Raw genomic sequence first — 20232 nt, 5'->3', positions numbered from 1 at the left:
TGACGCCGTGATCGTGGAAGCTGTCCGTACCCCGATAGGAAAGGGGAAGCCGGGCGGGGCGCTCTCGCAGACGCACCCCGTCGCGCCGGTCACCCCAACCCCCCAGGGGCGCGGGGAACTGCGCGAGCAACCACACTCCACCCGCAGACAAACGCCGGACCGAAAAGGGGCGCGGGGAACTGCGCGACCAGGCCACCACCGGGCCGCCGGTGGAAGAAAGGGGGCGGGCCGTAGGTCCGCAAGGGGGGCCGGGGCGGCAGTCCCGTTGGTGTCGGGTCAGGGGTGGAGGGATGACACGTCCGAGGTTGCCAGGTCCGGGCGGGACGCCAGCACCCCGTGGACCGCCTCCAGCACCGGCAGACCCCCCACCCCCGTCGCCAGCGCCAGCCCCACATCCTTCGCCGCCAGCGCCACCGGAAAGTGCGCCTCCGTCGCGAACAGCCTGCCCACCAGACCCCCCAGCGGGCTCGCCTCCAGGGCCGAGCGCGTCAGGTCCTCCGGCAGGCCCAGCGCCCCCGCCAGCCGCAGGGACTCCGCCAGCAGGGCCACCCCGCCGATCACCCCGCTGATCAGGACCAGTTTGAGCGCCGCCCCGGTGCCGACCTCCCCGCACCGCCGTACCGACCCCAGCTCCGCCAGCAGCCCGTCCACCGGAGCGGTCTCGCCGCCCGCGAGGATCAGCAGTCCGCCGTCCGCGGCCCGGTCCACGCTCCCCATCACCGGCGCGTCGATGAACGCGACCCCGTCGGGGAGGCGGGACACCAGCTCGCGGACCGTGTCGGGGCCGACCGTCGACGTGTCGATCCACGTGGCCCCCGCCCGCAGCGCCGGAATCATCGCGTCCGCCACGGCGAGCGCCGCCGCCGGGTCCGCGAGCATCGTGATGACCACGTCGGCGCCGCGCACCGCCTCGGCGGGGCTCGCGGCGGCTACGGCGCCCTCGGCCACCAGCGCCTCGGCCCTGGCGGACGTACGGTTCCAGACCGTCAGCCCGTACCCCGCCGCCAGCAGCCGCCGGGCCATCGGCGTCCCCATGCCGCCCAGCCCCAAGAACGCGATCTTCGTTTCGTTCGTCGCCATCGTCGTCGTCATCGTCATGGCATGACCGTAGGAGCCCTCCACCCATGCCACAAGCGAATGTCTAGCATGTCAGGCATGACCAACCCGCATGACAGTTCCCAGCCCGCCACCCACAGCCTCTACGACGTCTTCCTGCGGGTCGCCTCCGTCGGCTCGTTCACCGCCGCCGCCCAGGCGCTCGGCTACACCCAGTCCGCCGTGTCCCGGCAGGTCCAGGCGCTGGAGGAGGAGTTGGGGAGCGTGCTCTTCGACCGGCTGGCGCGCGGGGTGCGGCTCACCGAGGCGGGGCGGGTGCTGGTGCCGCACGCCGAGGCCGTACGGGACCGGCTCGCCGCTGCCCGGGCCGAGCTCGGCGCGCTGCGCACGCTCGACGGCGGGCTGCTGCGGGTGGGGGCGTTCTCGACCGCCGACGCCGCGCTGCTCCCGCGCGCCCTCGCCGCGTTCCGGCGCCGCCACCCGGGGGTGACCCTCGCCCGTACCGAGGGGCCCTCCGTGAAGCACCTCGGGCTGCTCGCCGCCGGGGAGCTGGACATCGCCGTGGTCAGCTCCACCGCGGGGCGCGCCCTCGACGGCTGTGCGCTGCGGCATCTGCTGGACGAGCCGATGTTCGTGGCGCTGCCGCGCGAGCACCCGCTGGCGGGCCGCGAGCGGCTGCGGCTGGCGGAGCTCGCCGACGAGGAGTGGGTGGCGGGCAGCACCCGCCCCGAGGACACGCTGATGCGGCCGGTCCTGGAGTCCGGGTTCCGCCCGCGCTCCACCCTCGTCGTACGGGACTGGATCGCCAAGCAGGGCTTCGTCGCGGCCGGGCTCGGCGTGACCCTGCTGCCCGCCCTCGCCGCCGAGTCGGTCCGGGCGGACATCGTGCTCGTACCCCTGCACCCGGACGACGCTCCGCGCCGGGCGGTCTACGCGGCGACCCCGCACGGCCGCGCGGACTCCCCGGCCGTGGCCGCCTTCCTGGCCGAACTCCGGGTGGTCGCGGGACGGATCACCAGCCCGTCGGTCCGCCCGTAGCGGTCTCGGGGCGCGGCCGGGGCTGGACACCGGGGCCGCTGTCGGAGTCGGAGGCGGAGTCGGGGTCCGGGGCGGTCTCGCCCAGCAGGTCCCGGACCATCAGCGTCGCCCCCGCCACCGCGCCGGGCATCAGGAACACGGCCACGAACGGCACCACGAACGCCAGCGCCAGCGGGACGCCGAAGCCGAGCACCAGCAGCCGGCGCGAACGCAGCAGGACGAGACGGTCCGCCAGCTCCACTCCCCGGCGCTGGAGCGCCACCGCCGTCAGCTCCTCGGCGAGGAAGAAGCCGGAGACGCAGAAGCCGATCGCGGGCACGACCGTCTGGCCGACCACCGGCAGGAAACCGAGGGCGAACAGGACGATCCCGTACAGGGCGACACGGGTCAGGACGCGGACGGAGTCACGGGCGGAGATCCACAGGTCGCGCCAGAGCGGCAGACCGGACTCCGGCGCCGCGCCGCCGCTCTCCGCGCGGTCGACGTCCTCGGACAGCTTCTCGTAGAAGGGCTGGCCGACCAGGAGCGTCACCGCGGTGAAGGTGATGACCGCGAGGAACAGGCCCATCGCGAAGACGAGCACCGTCAGGAAGCCCCGGAACAGGCTCAGCCACGGCGAGGACCAGTCGTCGGCGAACGGGGTCGCCCAGCCGGCCAAGTCGTCCGCCCCGTAGGCGAGCCCGGTCAGCGCCGCCGCGTACAGGACCAGGGTGACCAGTCCGGGCAGCAGTCCCACCCCGAGGGACCGGCCGTGACCGGTGACCCATCGCTGTCCTTTGACCAGATAACCGAAGCCCGCCCCGAGATCACGCATGGCCGAACTCTATCGGCCGGTATCCGCCCCTCCCGTACGCGCGTTCCCGCCCCCGGGTACGGCGAAGGGCCGCACCCCGCCGAGTGCGGCCCTTCCCGGGAAGCGGGGCGCGTCAGGCGACCGCGAGGTCCACGGTGATGTTGCCGCGCGTGGCCTTCGAGTACGGGCACACCTGGTGGGCCTTCTCCAGGAGGTCGCGGGCGGTGGCCGCGTCCAGGTTGGGGAGGGTGGCGGAGATCCTGACGATGATGCCGAAGCCCTCGTCGTTCTTGCCGATGCCGACCTCCGCCGTGACCGTGGAGCCGGATATGTCGGCGTTCTCCTGGCGCGCGACCACGCCGAGGGCGCCCTGGAAGCAGGCGCTGTAACCGGCCGCGAACAGCTGCTCCGGGTTGGTGCCCGCGCCGCTGCCGCCCATCGCCTTCGGCGGGTTCACGACCACGTCGAGCGCGCCGTCGTCGGTGGCGACCCGGCCGTCCCGCCCGTTCTCGGCGGTGGCGACGGCGGTGTAGAGGACGTCGGACTGCTGGATGGACATGCTGGGTGCTCCTCCTGGTCGTTCCCAGGCCGCTCGCGCCCACGACAGCCGGGATGTGGAAAGACCTTATCGGATGGCGGAAGTCATCCGATAAGGTCTTTCCCTGCCGGCCTCCAGGAGTGGCCGAGGTCACTCGCCGAGCGAGACGACCATCTTTCCGGTGTTCTCACCGCGGAGCATGCCGAGGAAGGCGTCCACGCCGTTCTCGATGCCGCCGACGACCGTCTCGCCGTACTTCAGCTCACCGGAGGCGATCCAGCCGGCCACCTCCTGGACGAACCGCGGCTGGAGCGCCGCGTGGTCGCCGACGAGGATGCCCTGGAGCCGCAGCCGCTTGCCGATGATCATGGCCATGTTGCGCGGGCCCGGGGTCGGCTCGGTGTCGTTGTAGCCGGCGATCATGCCGCAGATGGTGGCGCGGCCGTGCACCTTCAGCGAGGAGATCGCGGCTTCCAGGTGCTCGCCGCCGACGTTGTCGAAGTAGACGTCGATGCCGTCCGGGGCGGCCTCGCGCAGCTGCTCGCGGACCGGGCCGCTCTTGTAGTTGAAGGCGGCGTCGAAGCCCAGCTCCTCCACCAGCCACTTCACCTTCTCGTCGGAGCCGGCCGAGCCGATCACCCGCGAGGCACCCTTGAGGCGGGCGAGCTGGCCGACCTGGCTGCCGACCGCGCCGGCCGCACCGGAGACGAAGACCGCGTCGCCCTCCTTGAAGGAGGCGACCTCGAACAGGCCCGCGTACGCCGTCAGACCCGGCATGCCGAGCACGCCGAGGTAGGTCGAGAGCGGCGCCAGCGAGGCGTCCACCTTGGTGGCGTGCTTCGCGTCCACGTCCGCGTACTCGCGCCAGCCCAGCCCGTGCAGCACGTGGTCGCCGACGGCGAAGCGCTCGTCGCCGGAGGCGATGACCTCGCCGACCGCGCCGCCGTCCATCGGCTTGTCGAGCTGGAACGGCGGGACGTACGACTTCACATCGTTCATCCGGCCGCGCATGTACGGGTCGACGGACATGAAGAGGTTGCGGACCAGGATCCGGCCCTCGGCGGGCGCGGCGACCGGGACCTCGCGGAGCGCGAAGTCGGTCGGGACCGGCCAGCCGTGCGGGCGGGAGACGAGGTGCCATTCACGGCCGGTGGCGGGGAGTGCGGACGGTGCGGACATGGGGTGCGTCCTCCTGGGGCGTCAACTTCAGGTACTGGTCGCCCGGCCACCGGGTGGTGGGGGCCGGGCCCGTCGGTACCAATTACTTCAGGTACTGAAACAACCATGCTCCTGAATATTTGAGATTGTCAAGTAACTCGGTACGCTGGTTCCATGGCCACGCGTATGGATGCCCTCACCCTCGAAGTCGTCGAACTCATCGGCTCGGTGGTGGGGCGCTACCACGAGGAGTACGAGCGTGCCGCCGCCGAGCACGCGCTCACCGGCGCGCAGGCGCGGGTGCTCGGGCTGCTCGCGCTGGAACCGGTGCCGATGCGGCACATCGCGCGGAAGCTGAAGTGCGAGCCGTCGAACGTCACCGGGATCATCGACCGCCTGGAGGCGCGCGGCCTCGTCGAGCGCCGCCCCGACCCGGCCGACCGCCGCGTCAAACTGGCCGCTCCGACGGAGGCGGGCCTGCGCACGGCGACCGCCCTGCGCGACTCCCTGGACTTCGCCCGCGAGCCGCTGGCACAGCTGTCGAAGGACGAGCGGACGGTGCTGCGGGATCTGCTGCGGCGGATGCTGGGGGTGGAGTAGGCGCACCGGGCCGGCCAGGCGGGGCGGGCCGACTGAGGCCGCCGCCCGTCTTCCGGGTACCGGCGCTCCCCCGGGGGTGGGTTACAGGCACCACCAGAGGAACCGGTCACAGGTCTTGGTGGGCGCGGGTGTGGGCGGCGGGGACTGCGGGGGCGCCGGGGCCGACTCCGACGTGGTGGGCTCCGGGGACGTGGACGGCAGCGGCGACCCGGCCGACCCGCTGGGCGCGGGCGCGGGAGCGCTGGGCGCGCCGGTCATCCCGGTGGCCGGGTGCGAACCGCCGGGCGCGGGAGAGCCCTCCTCGCCGGTCCCGGGTCCGCTCGCGGTGCCGCCCGGGCCCGGCCGCGTACCGCCGGGGCCGGGGTGGTGCCCCGTGCCGTGACCGTTCCCGGCCGGTACCGCGCTGGGCCGCTTGGGGCCGCCCGCGTCGCTCGGGTCCGGCGCGGGCGCGGAGGTCTCCTGGGAGATCTGCTCCTCTTCGTGTACGGACGTGGCCGCGCCCCGGTCGTCCGGCGGCGGCTCCATGGCGAGCCGGGCCAGCCCCAGCGCGCCGGCCGCGAGGACCACACCCGCCGAGCCGAACAGCACGAGGCGTCCGCGCCGCTTGCGGGCGCGGCGGCGCGGGCGGGCGGCCGCCCGGGGCGGCTCGCGGCGCGCGCGGCGGTGACCCGCGGGGGCCGGGGCCGCACCGGATGCGGCGGCCTCGTACACCCCGAGGTCGATGATTTCGGGCTGCCGCAGTTCCTCCGCGGGGGTGCCGCATCCGGCGCAGGCCAGTGCGCCGTTGAGGTGCCGTCGGCAGACGTGGCAGTAATCCATGGCCAACGGAGGCTATGCGCGCGGCGGTCGACAATGGGGGCCGGGAATGTGTGGATCTTGTGTGGAACCCCTCCTTCCGGGCGTGCCGGGGGCACGAAGTCGGGCGTTCGGTGCGTTGTCAGGGGGGCCGGGCAGGATGGGGACATGACGGACGCGCAGCCCCACGGTTTCGGCCCGCTCGACTTCCAGCTCGTCCTGCTGCGGCGGATGGCCGACCACCAGCCCGGCCTTGTCGAGGACGCCCGCCGCGAGCTGGGGGTGTCCGCCACCCGGATGCGGGAGGCCAACCGGCGCTGGCAGGCGATGACCCGCTCACCGCGCTCACGCGGGGCGGCGGCGCGGTACCGGTCGGTGCTGGGCGAGCCGGAGGCGGTGGCCCGGCGCAGGGTCGGCGACCTGGAGTGCGAGGCACGGCTGTGGCCGGTGCCGCTGTGGCCGACGCTGCGGTTCGAGGTGCTGGCGGGGCCGGGCGGGGTGGTGTGGAACGAGTGGCTGGTCCGGGCGCCCGGGGAGCCGGGCCCGGTCCTGGAGACGGTGGAGGATCTGCGCCCGTGGTCCTGCACGGTGGAGGAGGCGTCCCGGGCGTTTCCCCCGGCCCGGCCGCGGGAGGGGGGTGCGCCGGGGCGGTGGGAGGTGGAGTTGGGGGCGGGAGTGGGTGCGGGTTCGGGTGCGGGTGGGGTTGTGGTGGGGGAGTTTTGCTGGGGGTTGTTGCAGGGGGTGCGGGGGGTGTAGGTGGGGGGGGCGTTTTGTGCCCGGACTTTGTGTGCGGGTCGGTGGACGGCTGATCGCGCAGTTCCCCGCGCCCCTTATTGGCCTGGATTCGTCTGCGGGTGGTCTGTGGCTGATCGCGCAGTTCCCCGCGCCCCTTGGGTAGACCGCCGGCCCCGGGGAGTGCGGCTCGGCCAGGGGCCCCTATTTGTCTGCGGTCCGTGCGGGGCTGATCGCGCAGTTCCCCGCGCCCCTGAGGTGGACGGCCGCCTCCCAGAGAGCGCTGCTCAGCCCCCACCCCCTAGGGGCGCGGGGAACTGCGCGACCAGCCGTCCACCCAGCCGCAGACAACCCCCGGGCACCAGACACCCCCAGGGGCGCGGGGAACTGCGCGACCAGCCACCCACCCAGCCGCAGACAACCTCCGGGCACCAGACACCCCCAGGGGCGCGGGGAACTGCGCGACCAGCTGGCCACTTAGCCGCAGACAAAGACCGGGCAAGCCGTCGCAGACCACCCCCCGGGCCCGGCAGAGGCGCGCCGGGCCGGGGCGCCGCGTCCCCCGATCGGCCCCGCCCGGGCACCCCTTGGCACTCGGTCAGCCGACGCCCGACCGGCTCAGCCCCGCGCGCGCCCCACCCCGCGGGGCCGGACGATTCGATCAAGGACCCCATCGGGAGGATCGCCGTGACCGTCAGTCTGGAGCAGTTGCGCCGTTGCCATGTAGCCGTCGACCTCGGGGCCGCGAGGACGCGCGTATTCGTCAAGGGACTGGGACTCGTCGTCGACGAGCCCAGCGTCGCGGCCGTCAACACCCAAACCGGCGCGCTGATCGCCGTCGGCACGTTCGCCGAGAAGATGACGGGCCGTACGCCCGACTACATCCGCGTCGCCCGCCCCGTCTCCGGCGGCACGGTCGTCGACATCGAGATGGCCCAGCGCATGCTGCGCCACCTGATCGGCGAGAAGCTCCGGCGCCAGCTGCGGCGCAAGCCCCGGCTGCGCGCCGCGGCCAGCACCCCGCACGAAGCCGACCCGCTCGCCCAGCGCGCGACCGTGGAGACGCTGGTGGGCCTCGGCGCCCACCGGGTCGAGCTGGTCGACACCCTGATCGCGGCGGCCGTCGGCTGCGGACTCCCGGTGGAGCAGCCGACCGCCACCATGATCATGGTGTGCGGCGCGGCCACCACGCAGATCGCGGTGCTCTCGCTCGGCGCGATCGTCACCGCCCAGCGCATCCCGGTCGGCGGCGACGCCATCGACCACGCCGTCATCCAGCACCTGCGCCACCAGCACGAGCTGATGCTGCCGAGCCAGTCCGTACGCCCCCTCCAGATCGCCCTCAGCGGCAACGGCCTCACCCCGCACGGCCCCGCCTCCACCGAGATCCACGGCCGTGACGTCGCCACCGGCCTCGCCCGTTCCGTCCGGGTCGACACCGCGGCCGTACGCAACGCGATCCACACCCCGCTGACCGCCGTCCTCGACGGCATCGGCAAGGTGCTGCGCGACTGCCCCCCGGACCTCGTCGCGGACCTCGCGGACCGGGGGATCATGATGGTCGGCGGCAGCGCCCTGCTGCCGGGCCTGGACCAGATGCTGCGCAAGGCGACGGGCATGCCGGTGGCCATCGCCGAACGCCCGGACGTCTGCGCCATCCTGGGCCTGGGCGCGATGCTGGACGGCCAGATCGAGCCGATGGTCCTCGACCCGCTGGCGGAGTGAGGCGAGTGCCGGACGGGGCCGGGACCGGGGCCAGGTCCGGGCCCGGGACGGATGCCGTATCCAGCAGCGGGACCGGGGCCCGGACCGGGGCCGGGACCGGGGCCGAGGCCAGGGCCGGGGCCAAGGCGGACGCCGTATCCAGCACCGGGGCCGGGACCGGACCCGGAGCCGGGACCGGGGCTCCCCTCCCCCTTCTTCTGGATGCCGTCCTCGGCGTCGGCTCCGAGCGCGAACTGCGCACCACCCTCCAGCACATCGTCGACACCGCCACCGAGCTGACCGACGCGCGGTACGGCGCGCTCGGCGTGCTCGACCCCGAGCGCGGGCGGCTCACCGAGCTGTTCACGGCCGGGCTCACCGGCGCCGAGCGGGAGCAGCTCGCGGCGCTCCCGGAGGGGTGCGCCGGGGTGCTGGGCGCGCTCGCCGACGGCACGCGGCCACAGCGCTTGGCCGATCTCGGCGACGGCACGCCGCCACCGCGGGTGGCCGATCCCGGCGCCGCCGACCCGCGCTCCTCGGGCGTGCCGCCCGGCCATCCGCCGACGCGCGCGTTCCTGGGCGTCCCCATCCGCGTACACACCGAGGTGTTCGGCAATCTCTGTGTGACCGACTGTGTGACCGACAGGCGCGGGGGCGCGTTCACCGACGAGGATCTGGCGCTGCTGCGGGTGCTCGCCTCGCAGGCGGGGATCGCGATCGGCAACGCGCGGCTGTACGAGACGGCCCGGCGCCGTGAGCGGTGGATCGAGGGCGCCGCCGCCGTCACCACCTCGCTGCTGACCGGCGACACGGCGGCCGACGCGCTGATGACGGTCGCCGAGCGGGCCAGGCTGCTCGCGGACGCGGCGGCCGGGGTGGTGCTCCAGCCCACCCCGGAGGGCGGGATGGAGATCGTCGCCGCCTCCGCGCCGGACGACCCCGGCGACATCGTCGGCACCACCATCGCGCCGGGCTCCCCCGTCCTGGTCCAGCTGCTCGGCGGCGAGCCGGTGTTCATCGAGGACTCCGCGACCGACCCGAGGATGACGACCCACGTACGGACGCGGTTCGGGCCGAGCATGATGCTGCCGTTGCAGAGCGGCGGCAAGCTCATCGGCACGCTCGCGCTCCCCCGGCGCCGCGGGGCCGAGCCGTACAGCGCGGTGGACCGGCTGCTGGCCGCGCAGTTCGCCTCGCAGGCGGCGCTCGCGCTCGTCCTCGCCGACGCGCAGCACAACCGGGAGCGGCTCGCGGTGTACGAGGACCGCGACCGTATCGCCCGCGATCTGCATGACCTCGTCGTCCAGCGGCTGTTCGCCACGGAGATGATGCTGGAGTCGACGCGCCAGCGCGCCGCGAAGGCCGCCGGCGACGACACCGACGAGCTGCTCACCCGGGCCGTGGACGAGCTGGACTCCACGATCCAGGAGGTCCGTACCGCCATCTTCGCCCTCCAGCAGCCGCCCGCCGACGCGCCGACGACCGTACGGGGCCGGGTGCTGCGCGAGACGGACGGCGCGGGCGCCCTGCTCGGGTTCCGTCCGTCGGTGCGGTTCGAGGGCGCGGTGGACACGGTCGTCGGCGAACCGGCGGCCGGGCAGCTGGTCGCCGCCCTGCGCACGGCGCTCGCCGCCGCGCACCGCCGCCCGGGCGTCTCCTCCGTCGAGGTCCTGGTGGACGCCACGGCGGTCCTGCCGGACGGGCGCGCGGGGGTCCGCCTGGAGGTCACGGACGACGGGACGGGGAACGGGAGCGGTGATGACGGGGCGCGCGGGACGACGGTGACCTGGCAGTCGCCCGTGTGACCGGCGCTCAGGGCCGGAACGCACTGGCCGTCGCCGGTATGACCGGGGCTCGGAGCCGGGACGCACGGGCTGTTGCCGGTGTGACCGCGGCTCGGAGCCGGGACGCACTGGCCGTCGCCGGTATGACCGCGGCTCAGGGCCCGGACGCCGCGCGCAGCGCGATCCGGGTGTGGGAGTGGGCCGCGCCCGCCTCCCGTTTCAGCCGGCGCAGCAGCCCGTCGAGCGCCGCCGGATCGGCCGCCCTCGCCCGTACGAGATAGTCGTGCTCGCCCGTGACGTGCACGACCTCCGTGATGCCCGGCAGCTTCAGGGCGACCTTCTCGAACTCCTCGTTCGTGGTGTCCAGGCGCAGGGTGACGTCGATGAAGACGACGAGCCCGGCCCCCGCGTCGGCCGTCGGGTCGATGAGGGTGGTGAAGCCCCGGATGACGCCCTCGCGGCGCATCCGCCGCACCCGCTCGGCGGCGGCGTTGGCGCTGAGCCCCACCTTCGTCCCCAGGTCGCGGTACGAGATCCGCGCATCCTCCCGCAGTACGGCGAGGATTTCTCTGTCCAAGCGGTCCATACCGCGATTGTCGCAGTCCGCGCCGATATCCGGCCGCGTACCCGGCGGCCGTGGCCGGACAGTACCCCCATGAGCGAGATGTGGACGACGGCGGTGGCGGGTGCGGCGGCGGGCCTGGGCGTGGCGATGCCGGTGGGCGCGGTCGGGGTGCTACTCGTCCAGCAGGGGATGCGCGACCGGCGCGGCGCGGTCGCGGCGGCCTCGGCGGTGGCGGCCGTCGACTTCGCGTACGCGGCGGTGGCCACGGCGCTCGGCCCGTGGGTGGCGTCGACGCTCGCGGGGGTGGAGGCGTGGGTACGGCTGGTGGCGGCGGGCGTGCTGATGGTGATCGCGGGGCGGGGGCTGTGGGGGTCCCGGGGCCCGGCGACACCCCCGGGACCGGCGGCGGCCGGGGCGAACGGCAGCCGGCACGCCCCCACGGGACCGGTCGCCGGGGCGGACGGCAGCCCGCACGCCCCCACGGAGCGCCTCACCGCACCCGGCGCGCACTCCCCCGCCCCCACGGAGCGCGTCCCCGCCCCCGGCGGCGGCCACTCCCCCGCCCCCGCGGAACCGGCCACCACGGCCACCGCCCCCGGGGCCGTACAGCCGGACGCGACCCCCGCCCGCGTCTTCGTCCGCTTCGCGGCCCTCACCCTCGTCAACCCCACCACGGCCCTCTACTTCACCGCGCTCACCACCGCGCAGGGCAGCACCCTGCACGGCGGCGGCAGCGGGGCCGTGTTCGTCGCGGCGGTGTTCGCCGCCTCCTTCGTGTGGCAGCAACTGCTCGTCGCGGCGAGCGGGTTCGCCGGGGCGCGGATCTCCGAGGCGGCCCGGACATGGACGTTCCGGATCGGCTACGGACTGGTCGCGGCGTACGCGATCAAGGTCGCGCTGCCACTTCCCTGATCGCACCCCCACCCCCTCGCCCCCGCTGCCGCCTCCGTGATCGCGCCACCACCCCCTCGCCCCCACTGCCACCTCCCTCACCGCGCCACCACCCCTCGCCCCCGCTGCCGCCTCCTTGATCGCGGTGCCGCGTAGGGTTTCGCATGGCCCTCCGGGCCGGTGTTCCTGCCTGATCGCCGTCGACTGCGAGGAGCCCTCTCCCGTGTCCCCTCTCCTTCCCGCGCTGCGCACCGCCGACCGCAAGGAAGCCCTGCGGTTCGGCGAGCACTCCCTCACCTACGCGGAACTCGCCGGGGCCGCGGGCGCCCTGGCGGGCCGGCTCGCCGGAGCCGGTCGTGTCGCGGTCTGGGCGACGCCGAGCCCGGAGACGGTCGTCGGGGTGGTGGCGGCGCTGCTGGCCGGGGTCCCGGCCGTACCGCTGAACCCGAAAACGGGCGAGCGCGAACTGGCGCACATCCTGGCGGACAGCGCGCCGACGGCCGTCCTCGCCGCCCCCGACGCGTCGCTTCCGTCCGCGCTGGAGGCGCTGACCAGGATCGACGTACGTACGACGGCGGAGCCGGGCGCGGAGCTCCCGGCCGCCGGACCCGTCCCCGCCGAACCCGACCCCGACGCCCCCGCCTTCGTCGTCTACACCTCCGGCACCACCGGCCCGCCCAAGGGGGCCGTCCTGCCCCGCCGGGCCGTCGCCGTCACGCTCGACGCGCTGGCGGAGGTCTGGGCCTGGACGGACCGGGACGTCCTCGTCCACGCGCTGCCGCTCTTCCACGTCCACGGTCTGATCCTCGGCGTCCTCGGCCCGCTGCGGCGCGGCGGCTCGGTGCGCCACCTGGGCAGGTTCTCGGTGGAGGGCGTGGCCCGCGAGCTGTCGGCGGGGGCGACGATGCTGTTCGGGGTGCCGACGATGTACCACCGGATCGCCGAATCCCTCGACACGGACCGGGAGTTGGCGAAGGCGCTGGCCGGGGCGCGGCTGCTGGTGTCGGGGTCGGCGGCGCTGCCCGTCCACGACCACCGCCGGATCGAGGCGGCGACCGGCCGCACGGTGATCGAGCGGTACGGGATGACCGAGACGCTGATGAACACGAGCGTACGGGTGGACGGCGAGCCCCGGCCGGGAACGGTCGGCGTGCCGCTGCCGGGCGTGGAGCTGCGCCTCGCGGAGGAGTCGGACGGCATCGGCGAGATCCAGGTGCGCGGCCCGCACCTGTTCATCGGTTATCTCAACCGGCCGGACGCCACCGCGGCCGCCTTCACCGAGGACGGCTGGTTCCGTACCGGCGACATGGCGAGCCTGGACGCGGACGGTTACGTACGGATCGTGGGCCGCAGGGCCACCGACCTGATCAAGAGCGGCGGTTACAAGATCGGGGCGGGCGAGATCGAGAACGCGCTGCTCGACCACCCCGCGGTGCGCGAGGCCGCCGTCACCGGTGAGCCGGACGCCGATCTCGGGGAGCGGATCGTGGCGTGGGTGGTCGCCGCCGATCCCCAGGCGCCGCCCTCGGCCGAGGAGTTGGCGGCGCATGTGGCGGGCCAGCTCTCCCCGCACAAACGGCCGCGTACGGTCCGCTTCCTTCAGGCGCTGCCGCGCAACGACATGGGCAAGATCATGAAGCGGGAGCTGGGGAATGGCTGAGCGGCTGACCGCGCGGGCGGCGATCGCGGCGGCCACGTCCGCCTTCACCGAACTGTTCCCCCCGGAGGGCGAGGCCGGCCCGGCGGAGGGCCCGCTCGGCTGGGAGGGGTACGCGGCGTCGAGGGCGCGGGCCGCGGAGCGCACCGGCGAGCAGGAGTCGGTGGTGTACGGCCTGGCGGAGGCGGAAGGCCGGCCGTGCGTCCTGCTGGCCTTCGAGTTCGGCTTCCTCGGCGGGTCGTTGGGGCAGCGTACGGGCGACTGCCTGGAGGCGGCGTACCGGGAAGCTCGGGAGCGGCGGCTGCCGCTGGTGTCGCTGATCGCGACCGGCGGCAGCCGGATGCAGGAGGGCATGGTCGCGCTCACCCAGCTCCAGCGGGTGGCCCGCCAGTCCGCGCTGCTGCGCGCGGCCGGGCTGCCGCAGATCGCGGTCCTGCGCGACCCGACGACCGGCGGCGGCTGGGCCACGCTGGGCGCGGGCGCGGACGTGGTCCTGGCGCTGCCGGGCGCGCAGGTGGGCTTCGCGGGCTCCCGGGTCCGCCCCGCCGACGCGGACCCGGCGGCATACGCGGCCGAGGGGCAGCTCGCGGCCGGGGCGGTGGACGCGGTGGTGCCGGTGGCGGAGCTGCGCGGGGTGCTGGGGAGGTGGCTGGGGCTGCTCTCCGGCGGGGTTCCGGGCGGCCCGGTGGCCCCGGCCGACGTGCCCTCGGCGCTGGGCGGGGCGGGGCTGCCGGGGACGGGCTGGGAGGCGGTCGAGCAGGCGCGGGCCGCGTCCCGCCCCCGGGCGGCCGCCTACCTCGACGCCTACTTCACCCACCGCCTGCCGATCAGCGGGGACCGCTGCGGGGGTGTGGACGCGGGGATGCTGTGCGGGTTCGGGTCGCGGGACGGCCGTACGGTGGCGTACGCGGCCCAGACCGGCACCGCGACCCGCCCCGCGGGCTACCGCACCGCCGCCCGCCTCCTCCACCTGGCCGACCGCCTCGGCGTGCCCGTCCTGACCCTGGTCGACACCCCGGGCGCGGCGAACGACGCGGCGGCGGAACGGGCCGGGCAGGGGGCGGCCGTCGCGGAGTGCTTCGGGGCGGTGGCGGGGGTGGGGGTGCCGGTGACGACGCTGGTGATCGGCGAGGGTGGCTCGGGCGGCGCCCTGGCCCTCGCGTCCCCCGGCCGCACCTGGCTGACCCCGTCGAGCTACTTCTCGGTGATCGCGCCGGAGTTGGCGGCGGCGATTCTGAAGCGGGGGGAGGGCGAAGTCCGGGGGACGGCGGACCAGCTGGGCCTCCGCCCCCAGGACCTGGTACGCCTGGGCCTGGCCCGAGGCGTGATCTCCCCCATCCCGCCCGTTCCCTGAACCCTCCGGGGACTGGGAGCGCCTGGTTCGTCTGCGGACCGTGCTGGCCTGCTCGCGCAGTTCCCCGCGCCCCCACAAGGCCCGGCCGTCGCCTGCGGACCGGCGGGCGGTCGCTCGCGCAGTTCCCCGCGCCCCCACAAGGCCCGGCCGTCATCTGCGGACCGGCGGGTGGCCGCTCGCGCAGTTCCCCGCGCCCCCACAAGGCCCGGCCGTCATCTGCGGACCGGCGGGTGGCCGCTCACGCAGTTCCCCGCGCCCCTTCAGGGGCCTGCCGCAGCCGGAGGACAAGGCTCAGCCCCAGGCTTTTAGGGGCGCGGGGAACTGCGCGACCAGCCCACCCCCGGCCCGCAGACAAACCCCGACCCAAACGGGGCCAGCCCACCCCCGGCCCGCAGACAAACCCCGACCCAAACGGGGCCGGCCCACCACCGGCCCGCAGGTGAGCGGAAACAGCCCGGCGGGGTGCGGGGGCCGCAGGCCCCGGAACGGGGGGGTGCGGGGGCCGCAGGCCCCGGGACGGGGGGGCGGGGGCGTAGCCCCCGGGCACCCCTACGCCTCCGGGTCCCGCGCGTCGTACCGCGCGAACCCCCTCCGCACCACCCCCAACACCCCCACCGCCACCACACACGCCACCCCGCCCCCCACCACCGCGACCCCCGGCGACGCCAGGTCCGCCGTCGTTCCCGCGAGGAAGTCGCCGAGCCGGGGCCCGCCCGCCACCACCACGATGAACACCCCCTGCAACCGTCCCCGCATCTCATCCGGAGCCGCGACCTGGAGCATCGTGTTGCGGAACACCATGGACACCGTGTCCGCGCACCCCGCGACCGCGAGGAAGACCAGGCCCAGCCACAGCTGGCGGGTGAGGCCGAACACCGCGATCGCCGCGCCCCACGCGCCGACCGCCAGCAGGATCGCCAGCCCGTGCCGGTGGACGCGCCCGAGCCACCCCGAGAACACGCCGCCGAGCAGCGCCCCGAGCGCGGGCGCGGCGACCAGAAGGCCGGTGGTGCGGGCGTCACCGCCGTACCAGAGCACCGCGACGGCCGGGAACAGCGCGCGTGGATGCGCGAGGATCATGGCGCAGAAGTCGGTGAAGAACGTCATCCGAAGATTGGGGCGGGTCGCGAGGAAGCGGAAGCCGTCCAGGACGGAGGCCCGCTTCGCGGCCGTACGGTCCCGGTCGGGCAGCATCGACGGCAGCCGCCACATCGCGTACAGCGAGGCGGCGAAGGTGACCGCGTCGATCGTGTACGCCGACTGGTAGCCGGCGAACCCGACGAGCAGACCGCCCAGCATCGGCCCGAGCAGCATCCCGGACGTGAGGGTGATCGAGCCCAGCGCGTTCGCCGCGGCCAGCTGCTCCGGCGGCAGCAGCCGCGGGATCATCGAGGAGCGGGCGGGCGCGTTGAGGGCGGCGCAGACGGACTGGAGCGCGACGATCCCGTACAGGAACCAGACGTGCGCGAAACCGGCGAAGGCGGCACCCGCGAGCCCCGCCGACAGCACCGCGGACCCGGTCGCACTGGCCAGTCCCAGCTTGCGCCGGTCGACGGTGTCGGCGATGGCCCCGCCGTACAGCCCGAACACCATCAGCGGCACCAGCGAGAACAGCCCGACGAGCCCGACGCTGAAGCTGGACCCGGTGATGTCGTACACCTGGAGGGAGATCGCCAGGCTGGTCATCCCCTGGCCGACCCAGGAGATCGTGTTGCCGAACCAGAGCCGCCGGTAGTGCGCCGAGCTGCGCAGCGGCGTGAGGTCGGCGAGTATCCGGCTGCGGCTCCTGGGCGGGGCTTCGGTGTCGGCGGTCACGCGCGATGCTAACCGGCGGGCCCTGGGCCGGCGGGTGACGGGGGGACGTCCACGCGGACGCCCGGCCCCGTCACGGCCGTCGGTCAGATCCGCTCGGCGTGCACGTACGACATCGGGTAGACGATGCGGCCCTTCTCGTCCACGTCGAAGGCGTCCGGGTCGAACGGCAGGGTGCCGCCCGTCTCCTGGCGCTGCTTCTCGAAGTACTCACGGGTGTGGTTGGTGGTGCACAGGCTGTCCTCGATGGCGAGGATCCGCCACTGGCCGTCGAGGTTGGTACGGAAGTTGTCCTTGCTCACCCGCAGCTGCTGGGGCGGCAGGCCGACCAGCTCGGACTCGGCGAAGGCGAACAGGTGCAGCTTGGCGCCGGGCACGGTCACCCGGTGCAGGGCCGCCGCGTACGCGCGGCGCTGCTCGTCGCTGAGCACGTGGTAGAGCCCGTAGTCCAGGACGGTCTCGAAGCCGCCCTCGATCCCCTCGAACTTCGTGGCGTCCGACACCGCGAAGGTCATGTCCAGACCGCGCTCCCGGGCGCGCTCCTGGGCCTGGCCGATGGCGGACGGCGAGAAGTCCAGGCCGGTGACGTCGTGGCCGCGGCTCTTGAGGTGCAGCGAGTTCTGCCCGGTGCCGCACCCGGCGTCCAGCACCTTGCCGTGGAACGCGCCGGACGCCTCCAGGGCCACGACGACGGGCTGCGGCTCGGGGATGTTCCAGGGCGCGAAGTCGAACTTCATCCCCAGCCCCTCCGTCCGCACCTTCCCCGCGTACAGCGGATCGAAGTTGGCGCTGCCCGCCGTGTAGACCTGCTCCGTGCTCACGTGGTGCCTCCCGTTTACGGTCCGCCGAAATCAAGCGATGCGGTCAATCTCCCGGACCCAATCCTCCGGGGACAAGCCCGGGTGGCTGATCAGACGTGCAATATCGGGAACTCCGCGGTTGAACAGGGCTTGACAGGAGAGAGAATTACGGACCGGGGAGGGAAGGGAACGGAATACGGCCGCCCCGCGCCACCGGACCCCCCGCGCCACCGGACGGCCTCGCGCCACGGGACCACCCCGCCGGACGGCCCCGCCCGGGACCCCAGCCCCGGCCCCCCGCCCCGGGACCCCGGTCCGGGGCCCCGGTCCAGCCCGACGCCCTCACCACTCGTGTTGACGCCCGCCCCCGGACACGGAACGTACAGCCCCCACCCGCCCGGACCCGCTCACGCGAAAAAGCCCCGACCACAAAATGGTCGGGGCTCTCTCCCACAGGCGCACCACGCCGCGCCGCAGAGGCGCACTGCGTCGCCCGCGCAGGTTGAAACGTTTCTGCGGAGGGAACGCAGAGTGGGGCGGGTGGGACTCGAACCCACGGCCGACGGATTATGAGTCCGCTGCTCTAACCGGCTGAGCTACCGCCCCTAACGGCGCGTCGCGCACATTTGTGCGCGCCGTCTGCCGCAGCATAGCCGCTCATACGATCTCCTGCCTCGGATGGTCGGCAACGCACGCCCATGAGGACCCCGTCATGCCCGGCGCGGTTCCCCGGGGCATGAAAAAGGACCCTCGAGGGGCCCTTTTCACTGCTCTCCCGACTGGACTCGAACCAGTAACCTGCCGGTTAACAGCCGGCTGCTCTGCCAATTGAGCTACAGGAGACCGAGCTCCCCCGACTGGACTCGAACCAGTAACCTGCCGGTTAACAGCCGGCTGCTCTGCCAATTGAGCTACAGGGGAATGTCTCGTTGCATCGAACGTACCTACCCCGGGTGTCCCCGGGCGGCGTGCGCTCGCTGCGACACATACATTAGCGCAAGCAGGGGGGTGCTCCGCCAATCGGTTCCGCCCCGGGTGATCTCGGGGCTTCGCGGGTAGGCGCAGCACACGACGTCACAGTGACGTCGCCAGACGCCACAGAAGGGTGACCGCCATGCGCTACCGGCTCACGTTCGCCGTCGGACTCGTCGTCGGGTACGTGCTCGGAACCCGGGCCGGACGCGAGCGCTACGAACAGTTGAAGAAGTCCGCCCGCCAGGTCGCCCAGAACCCGGCGGTGCGCAACACCGCGGAGTCGGCCGCGCAGAACGGCCGGGCGTACGCGGGCAAGGCCATCCACGCGGTGACCGAGAAGGTGTCCGACAAGGTCGGGGACAAGGCGCCGAAGTCGATCGCCGACCGGGTGCGCTCGCTGCGCGGACGCGGCCAGGGCGGCGAGGACGACTGGGGCACCAGCAACACCTGACACCGGCGCCCCGCGGGAGCCGGAGGCCACGCGGGGGCCCGGTGGGCCCCCGCGTGATGCAGAATCGTGCGCATGGGGATAGTCGCCGGGCTGGACAGCTCTTCCGCCTTCACACGCATCGTCGTCTGCGACACCGACACCGGTGCCGTCCTGCGGCAGGGGTACGCCCCGCATCCCGTCGATCCCAAGGCCACCGAGGTCGATCCGCAGGCCTGGCTGCTCTCGCTCGGCGAGGCCGCGGCGGGCGGGCTGCTCGAAGGGGTGCAGGCCATCGGGGTCGCCGCCCAGCAGCACGCGCTGATCGCGCTGGACGCCCAGGGCTCCCTCGTACGGGCCGCGCTGACCGGCAACGACAAGCGCGCCCAGGTGGCCGCCGCCGACCTGACCGACGCGCTCGGCGGGCGCGAGGCGTGGGCCAAGGCCGTCGGCAGCGTGCCGCAGGCCGGCCAGGCGGTGGCCAAGCTGCGCTGGCTGGCCCGCAGCGAGCCGGAGGCCGCCCAGCGCACCGCGGCGATCGTCCAGGCACACGACTGGCTGGTGTGGCAGCTGCTGGGCCGCCCGGCCCGCCGTACCACCGACCGCGGGGCCGCCTCCGGCACCGGCTTCTGGTCGGCCGCGACCGGCTTCTACCGCCCCGACCTCGTCGAGCTCGCGCTCGGCCACCACGTGGCGCTGCCCGAGGTGCTCGGCCCCTCCGACGCGGCCGGCACCACCCCCGAGGGACTGCTGATCTCGGCCGGGACCGGCGAGACGATGGCCGCGGCCTTCGGCCTGGGGGTCGGGCCCGGCGACGCGGTCGTCTCGCTCGGGGCCTCGGGTTCGGTCATGGCCGTGCACCACGAGGCGCTGGCCGACCCGGCCGGGATGATTACGTCGTTCGCCGACGCCACCGGCCGCCATCTGCCCGTCGTGCATACGAGCAACGCGGTACGGGCGCTGCGCGGTACGGCGGAGATGCTCGCCGTCGAGAGCCTGGAGGAGCTCTCCGCGCTGGCGCTGAAGTCGACCCCGGGCGCCAGCGGGCTCGTCCTGCTGCCGTATCTGGAGGGCGAGCGCACCCCCCGGCTGCCGCACGCGGCCGGGACGCTCTCGGGGCTGCGGCGCGAGTCGATGAAGCCCGAGCACCTGGCGCGGGCCGCCTTCGAGGGCATGCTCTGCTCGCTCGCGGACGCCCTCGACGTACTGCGCTCGCGCGGGGTCGAGGTGCGCCGGGTCTTCCTGCTCGGCGCCGCGGCCGAGCTGCCGGCCGTGCAGGCGGCGGCGCCGGCGATCCTGGGCACCCAGGTGGTCGTGCCGCAGCCCGCCGAGTACGCGGCGCTCGGCGCGGCCCGGCAGGCGGCCTGGGCGCTCGGCGTCTCGCAGGGCTCCCTCGCGGCGCACACCCCGCCGGCCTGGCAGGGCGCGGCCGCGCAGGTCTTCGAGCCGGGCGAGGAGCTGGCCGTGGGGCAGGCGGTGCGCCAGCAGTACATCGCGACGCGGGACGAGATCCACCCGGGCGCGTTCGACACCGGGGCGTGAGCGGGCGCCCC

At 74.4% G+C, this 20232-nt stretch carries 18 protein-coding genes and 3 tRNA genes; 10 read left to right on the top strand and 11 right to left on the bottom strand.

Annotated features, from left to right (window positions below):
- Positions 1 to 276 precede the first annotated feature (276 nt).
- On the bottom strand, positions 277 to 1098 hold the full coding sequence (locus ABZ404_RS36785; RefSeq protein ID WP_358991367.1) for an NAD(P)-dependent oxidoreductase: 822 nt from the start codon (positions 1096 to 1098) through the stop codon (positions 277 to 279).
- Between the two features lie 57 nt (positions 1099 to 1155).
- Here ABZ404_RS36785 and ABZ404_RS36780 point away from each other — a divergent pair, with 57 nt between their 5' ends.
- The gene (locus ABZ404_RS36780) at positions 1156 to 2094 is read left to right on the top strand and encodes a LysR family transcriptional regulator (protein ID WP_358837252.1); all 939 of its coding nucleotides are present in this window, start codon (positions 1156 to 1158) and stop codon (positions 2092 to 2094) included.
- On the opposite strand, the gene ABZ404_RS36775 is transcribed toward ABZ404_RS36780, so the two are convergent.
- From ABZ404_RS36775 to ABZ404_RS36765, 3 genes are all read right to left on the bottom strand, one after another.
- Complete coding sequence (locus ABZ404_RS36775; RefSeq protein WP_358837253.1) at positions 2069 to 2908, bottom strand: EI24 domain-containing protein; 840 nt, start codon at positions 2906 to 2908, stop codon at positions 2069 to 2071. The two genes, ABZ404_RS36780 and ABZ404_RS36775, sit on opposite strands and share 26 nt — an antisense overlap.
- Before the next feature lie 112 nt (positions 2909 to 3020).
- Complete coding sequence (locus ABZ404_RS36770; RefSeq protein WP_358837254.1) at positions 3021 to 3446, bottom strand: organic hydroperoxide resistance protein; 426 nt, start codon at positions 3444 to 3446, stop codon at positions 3021 to 3023.
- Positions 3447 to 3575: 129 nt separating this feature from the next.
- Positions 3576 to 4604 carry an NADP-dependent oxidoreductase gene (locus ABZ404_RS36765; protein WP_358837255.1) on the bottom strand — a complete coding sequence of 343 codons (1029 nt, stop codon included), beginning with the start codon at positions 4602 to 4604 and terminating at the stop codon, positions 3576 to 3578.
- A gap of 153 nt (positions 4605 to 4757) precedes the next feature.
- On the opposite strand from ABZ404_RS36765, the gene ABZ404_RS36760 reads away from it, so the two are divergent.
- Positions 4758 to 5183 (top strand): MarR family transcriptional regulator, encoded by a 426-nt coding sequence (locus ABZ404_RS36760; protein ID WP_358837256.1) that lies wholly within the window; start codon positions 4758 to 4760, stop codon positions 5181 to 5183.
- 81 nt (positions 5184 to 5264) lie between these two features.
- Here the strand turns inward: ABZ404_RS36760 and ABZ404_RS36755 are convergent, their stop codons facing one another.
- Complete coding sequence (locus tag ABZ404_RS36755; RefSeq protein ID WP_358991364.1) at positions 5265 to 6002, bottom strand: hypothetical protein; 738 nt, start codon at positions 6000 to 6002, stop codon at positions 5265 to 5267.
- Between the two features lie 144 nt (positions 6003 to 6146).
- Here ABZ404_RS36755 and ABZ404_RS36750 point away from each other — a divergent pair, with 144 nt between their 5' ends.
- The 3 genes from ABZ404_RS36750 to ABZ404_RS36740 all read left to right on the top strand — a co-directional run bounded on the left by ABZ404_RS36750 (position 6147) and on the right by ABZ404_RS36740 (position 10219).
- Positions 6147 to 6734: a hypothetical protein gene (locus ABZ404_RS36750; RefSeq protein WP_358837320.1), complete on the top strand. Its 588-nt coding sequence runs from the start codon at positions 6147 to 6149 to the stop codon at positions 6732 to 6734.
- Positions 6735 to 7397: 663 nt separating this feature from the next.
- Positions 7398 to 8435, top strand: a complete 1038-nt coding sequence (locus tag ABZ404_RS36745; protein ID WP_358837319.1) for a rod shape-determining protein — start codon at positions 7398 to 7400, stop codon at positions 8433 to 8435.
- A 197-nt stretch (positions 8436 to 8632) separates the two neighbouring features.
- Positions 8633 to 10219, top strand: coding sequence for a GAF domain-containing protein (locus tag ABZ404_RS36740; RefSeq protein WP_358837321.1), 1587 nt, complete (start codon positions 8633 to 8635; stop codon positions 10217 to 10219).
- A gap of 133 nt (positions 10220 to 10352) precedes the next feature.
- On the opposite strand, the gene ABZ404_RS36735 is transcribed toward ABZ404_RS36740, so the two are convergent.
- Positions 10353 to 10784, bottom strand: a complete 432-nt coding sequence (locus ABZ404_RS36735) for an Lrp/AsnC family transcriptional regulator (RefSeq protein WP_358837318.1) — start codon at positions 10782 to 10784, stop codon at positions 10353 to 10355.
- Between the two features lie 69 nt (positions 10785 to 10853).
- On the opposite strand from ABZ404_RS36735, the gene ABZ404_RS36730 reads away from it, so the two are divergent.
- From ABZ404_RS36730 to ABZ404_RS36720, 3 genes are all read left to right on the top strand, one after another.
- Complete coding sequence (locus ABZ404_RS36730; protein WP_358991361.1) at positions 10854 to 11675, top strand: hypothetical protein; 822 nt, start codon at positions 10854 to 10856, stop codon at positions 11673 to 11675.
- Positions 11676 to 11877: 202 nt separating this feature from the next.
- Positions 11878 to 13314 carry an acyl-CoA synthetase gene (locus ABZ404_RS36725; protein WP_358837586.1) on the top strand — a complete coding sequence of 479 codons (1437 nt, stop codon included), beginning with the start codon at positions 11878 to 11880 and terminating at the stop codon, positions 13312 to 13314.
- Positions 13307 to 14665, top strand: coding sequence for a carboxyl transferase domain-containing protein (locus ABZ404_RS36720; RefSeq protein WP_358837587.1), 1359 nt, complete (start codon positions 13307 to 13309; stop codon positions 14663 to 14665). Before ABZ404_RS36725 ends, ABZ404_RS36720 begins: the two co-directional genes overlap by 8 nt.
- Before the next feature lie 549 nt (positions 14666 to 15214).
- On the opposite strand, the gene ABZ404_RS36715 is transcribed toward ABZ404_RS36720, so the two are convergent.
- From ABZ404_RS36715 to ABZ404_RS36695, 5 genes are all read right to left on the bottom strand, one after another.
- Positions 15215 to 16480, bottom strand: coding sequence for an MFS transporter (locus ABZ404_RS36715; protein WP_358991358.1), 1266 nt, complete (start codon positions 16478 to 16480; stop codon positions 15215 to 15217).
- Between the two features lie 83 nt (positions 16481 to 16563).
- On the bottom strand, positions 16564 to 17298 hold the full coding sequence (locus ABZ404_RS36710) for a class I SAM-dependent methyltransferase (RefSeq protein WP_358837387.1): 735 nt from the start codon (positions 17296 to 17298) through the stop codon (positions 16564 to 16566).
- Between the two features lie 511 nt (positions 17299 to 17809).
- Positions 17810 to 17883, bottom strand: a tRNA-Ile gene (locus tag ABZ404_RS36705).
- Between the two features lie 164 nt (positions 17884 to 18047).
- Positions 18048 to 18120, bottom strand: a tRNA-Asn gene (locus ABZ404_RS36700).
- A gap of 5 nt (positions 18121 to 18125) precedes the next feature.
- A tRNA-Asn gene (locus ABZ404_RS36695) sits at positions 18126 to 18198 on the bottom strand.
- A gap of 193 nt (positions 18199 to 18391) precedes the next feature.
- On the opposite strand from ABZ404_RS36695, the gene ABZ404_RS36690 reads away from it, so the two are divergent.
- Positions 18392 to 18703, top strand: coding sequence for a YtxH domain-containing protein (locus tag ABZ404_RS36690; protein WP_358837388.1), 312 nt, complete (start codon positions 18392 to 18394; stop codon positions 18701 to 18703).
- Positions 18704 to 18775: 72 nt separating this feature from the next.
- Positions 18776 to 20221: an FGGY family carbohydrate kinase gene (locus ABZ404_RS36685; RefSeq protein ID WP_358991355.1), complete on the top strand. Its 1446-nt coding sequence runs from the start codon at positions 18776 to 18778 to the stop codon at positions 20219 to 20221.
- Positions 20222 to 20232: the final 11 nt, after the last annotated feature.

The sequence above is a fragment of the Streptomyces sp. NPDC005878 genome (genome assembly GCF_040629815.1).
Lineage (GTDB): Bacteria > Actinomycetota > Actinomycetes > Streptomycetales > Streptomycetaceae > Streptomyces.
The sequence above is the reverse complement of the archived record's forward strand: the minus strand, read 5'-3'. Positions and strand labels throughout refer to the sequence as shown.